The 1,735-nt window shown below is 60.6% G+C and carries 4 protein-coding genes and 1 pseudogene; 1 reads left to right on the plus strand and 4 read right to left on the minus strand.

Annotation, left to right across the window (positions count from 1 at the left end; translation table 11 throughout):
* The 4 genes and pseudogenes from EN750_RS32895 to EN750_RS32910 form a co-directional block, all read right to left on the minus strand.
* A pseudogene (locus EN750_RS32895) lies at positions 1 to 272 on the minus strand (hypothetical protein); the annotation flags it as partial.
* 11 nt (positions 273 to 283) lie between these two features.
* Positions 284 to 505: a hypothetical protein gene (locus EN750_RS32900; RefSeq protein WP_127399159.1), complete on the minus strand. Its 222-nt coding sequence runs from the start codon at positions 503 to 505 to the stop codon at positions 284 to 286.
* Positions 506 to 562: 57 nt separating this feature from the next.
* A complete protein-coding gene (locus tag EN750_RS32905) occupies positions 563 to 988 on the minus strand; it encodes an SRPBCC domain-containing protein (protein ID WP_127399160.1) in 426 nt (141 codons plus the stop codon).
* Positions 985 to 1,308: a metalloregulator ArsR/SmtB family transcription factor gene (locus tag EN750_RS32910; RefSeq protein ID WP_127399161.1), complete on the minus strand. Its 324-nt coding sequence runs from the start codon at positions 1,306 to 1,308 to the stop codon at positions 985 to 987. The genes EN750_RS32905 and EN750_RS32910 overlap by 4 nt, the downstream gene beginning before the upstream one ends.
* A gap of 155 nt (positions 1,309 to 1,463) precedes the next feature.
* Here EN750_RS32910 and EN750_RS32915 point away from each other — a divergent pair.
* The coding region (locus EN750_RS32915; RefSeq protein ID WP_145968142.1) for an RNA polymerase sigma factor at positions 1,464 to 1,735 on the plus strand (272 nt) is incomplete at its 3' end.

Here is a 1,735-nt window from a genome sequence, read left to right on the forward strand (position 1 = left end):
TTCAAATAGTGGGTGAAGACATGGAAACTCACGAACCAGCCTTGGCCCTCGACGCCGTAGAAGGGCGAGTTCCAGCGCACGGCCTTGCGCACGTCGGGCACGTTGTGTTCGATGAGCGCGTCGAGCCGCTCGCCGAGGCCACGCTTCCAGCCCGGCATTGCAGCGATGTAGGCCTGCACCGGAGCGTCGCCGTCGCCCTTGGCGATTTGCGGGTTGCCGCCCGAGAGCAGGACCGGTGCCGCTTTGGTCGACTGACCCTGCGTCTTGGTCATTCTACCCACTCCTATCCGCCGGCACGCTGCGCGCCGCGGCCCCTGGCGGCATAGGGCAGCACGAACATGTACAGGCCGCTGAACAGCAGCAGGAAGAGCGGCAGGAGCGGCGAATAGACCACCCAGGCGGAAGGCTGGCCGAATGCCATGGTGACGAAATTGGCGACGACGGTCAGCGTAAAAATGATCGACAGCCAGCGATGAATGTGCCGAACCCACTTGTTCCTGTCCAATAGCTCCTCCTGTCAAAACAAGCCGAAGCGGACCCGTGATCCGCATGTCGGCGGGTTTCAATCTATCCGCGCCAGAACGTGACCCAGATTTGTAAAGTACTGCCGCCACCCACTCGTCGCGCCCCGATACGCCTGCTCCTGATCCGGCCGGAAGCCGGACTGTTCCATACGCAACCGGGTGCCCGTGCTGGTCGGCATGAGGGTCCAGGTGACGACACTCTCGAGGCCATAGGCCTGCCACGTGTAGGATAGTGTCTTGTTCAGCTCGACGGCTGTTACCTGACAGTCGACAACAATGCTCACGTCGGGTTGCGGTTCCTTTCGCAGATTGAAACGGTGGTCCACAACTGGCTTGAAGTCGTTCTTCATCAGCCATTCCTCGATCAGATGCGGTTGGGTCAGCGCGCGCCAGATTTTCTCCGGCGGATAGGGGATCTCACGTTCGACGACGACGGAGCGGGTTTCGGTCGCGATGTTGGTCATTGGTCCATTCTTTTGAGCAAATTTTCGAGGTCGTCGAACCGGCTCTGCCAAAACGCATTCATCTGGTTCGTCCAGTCGGTCAGCGGGGAAAGTGCTGCGAGCTGGGCGCTATAATGGGTCTGCCGTCCTTGATGGCGGTCGCGCACCAGCCCGGCCTTCCTGAGCACGCCGAGATGCTTCGACACCGCCGGCTGCGAGACCCCCGACTGAGCCGTCAGGGCACCGACCGTCTGCTCGCCTTGCCGGCACAGGCGCTCGAAGATCGCACGACGCGTCGGATCGGAGAGCGTTCTGAAGAGGATATCGTGAGCGTTGTTCATTTTGGATCGATAACCCGGTGGCTATTGATTGACGTATAACCGCCGAGATATGGATGTGTCAAGCGGGGTGCCGGCGGTCACGATCCGGCGGTTTCCAAAAAAATCTTTCCATTGCCCCAAGGATTAGCCATTAGCCTTCGTCCAACAGGCAAATGATGGCGATGATGCTGGATGAAAGCGAAGCCTCCGACGCCGAACTGATCGGGCGGGCGAAGGGCGGAGACAGGGGGGCCTTCAGCACATTGCTGGAAAGGCACTATGACTTCGTCTATCGCGCTGCCTATCGCTGGTGCGGCAGGAAGGCCGATGCCGAAGACATCGCCCAGGAAGTCTGCGTCAGGCTCGGCAAGGCGATCCGCGACTATCGCGGCGGCGGCGCTTTCACCACATGGCTCTATTCCGTGACCCTGAACGCAGCGCGCGACAT

It is taken from the genome of Mesorhizobium sp. M7A.F.Ca.ET.027.03.2.1, from assembly GCF_003999175.1.
In the GTDB taxonomy this organism is placed as follows: Bacteria; Pseudomonadota; Alphaproteobacteria; order Rhizobiales; family Rhizobiaceae; genus Mesorhizobium.